Here is a 1,385-nt window from a genome sequence, read left to right on the forward strand (position 1 = left end):
TTCTTCACACCTGGCCTGCATATAGTTTTTCAATACACCTGCTGAAGGCTGCAGAAAGGAAAAGTATTCGTAACATTCAATTAATCGTCGTGCATCGTGCTCAGATTTTTCTAATACACAAACTGTTGCAGTATGCAACAACTGCAACAGCCCATAACGCTCAGGATCATCATAAACACTAATGTCTGACTTATGTTGAAATCTCTGATAACTCTCTTTTACGCAGGAAATCACCAGTTCCGTGTTAACCTCTTTTCCGATCAGCAAATTGAAATGTAACGTCTGAATCTTGATTACATCAAGCTTCCCCCCATAGGTTTTCATCAGCAGAAATTCGTTTTCCCTTTCACTTAAGTGTGGCAATCGATGAAAACATTTCAAAGCTACTTTTACCGGTAGCTCTGGGCTAAAGTAGGGTGCGCAATAATGACTGCCATCAACATTAATGCAGCTGCAGATAATATTTAACGTAAAATACCTTTCCCAAAATGCATACCATTGTAGAAAAGATGATATCCTCCCCACATCGTCATTGCTAAGTACAATCCTGAAAATTAGCTCGACAATTTCTCCACACTCATGCCTGTCGGCAACAGTTATTGGTACTTTCATAGATGCAGCCTTGTTGATTTGCGCAGCCGTGATGGGCGTAGAAGCACTGCATACGTTCATGGCTTTAATATATTTTTCAGACACTTTATCCATAATACACATCATGCAACTTATAAAATTATCAGGGCTGTAAAAATCAGACAATATCTCAAGAAGACGAGCAATGTCTTGTTGTCTTATTTCTTCTTGAGATCCTAATGTAACAGAAGAGATTTTATTTATAATAAGCTGCAGCTGTCTTAACTTAAAAAGATTTTCAACTTTTAAGTCATTCTTCATTTGCTTCAATTGAGAAACGGTCATTTTTTTTCTGGAAACAGAACCAATTTTTTCATCATTAAACGTCGGACCTTTTTCCAAAACACGAATAGCTTTTACCAGAAGAAGATATTCCGGAGATCTGGCATCAAAAAAAACAGAGCTAAAGCCTGGAGAGCCAAGGTAATTAGTAGCAACTTCAGGCTCTACAGTACGCGTTGAAAGACTATCAGAAGCAGGAGCTTGAGCTGGAATCTCTTTTCTTTGTAAAGGTCTTTGTAAAGGTCTTTGCAAAGATCTTTGTAAAGGAGCGTCAAGCGTTTCAGACGTACTATCCCCAGTAGCCAAGGATGCATATTCAGAATGAAATAGATTACACTTCGAGGAGATCATAATTATTCACCAAATCAATAGGAGCCTTTCAAATATTTGAACTCCGGTGGATTTTATCAGCAATGTTACTAAGTAGTTAACCAAATGAAATCATATTTTCTGACTAAGTGTTCAGTCACTCT

The 1,385-nt window shown here is 37.8% G+C and carries 1 protein-coding gene; it reads right to left on the minus strand.

Going from position 1 to position 1,385, the window contains the following annotated elements:
• Positions 1-1,218 (minus strand): hypothetical protein (locus KDK14_RS16315; RefSeq protein ID WP_257266238.1); only part of this gene is annotated, 1,218 nt, incomplete at its 3' end.
• Between the last annotated feature and the right edge of the window lie 167 nt (positions 1,219-1,385).

This window comes from Endozoicomonas sp. ONNA2, assembly GCF_024606365.1.
Taxonomy (GTDB): domain Bacteria; phylum Pseudomonadota; class Gammaproteobacteria; order Pseudomonadales; family Endozoicomonadaceae; genus Endozoicomonas.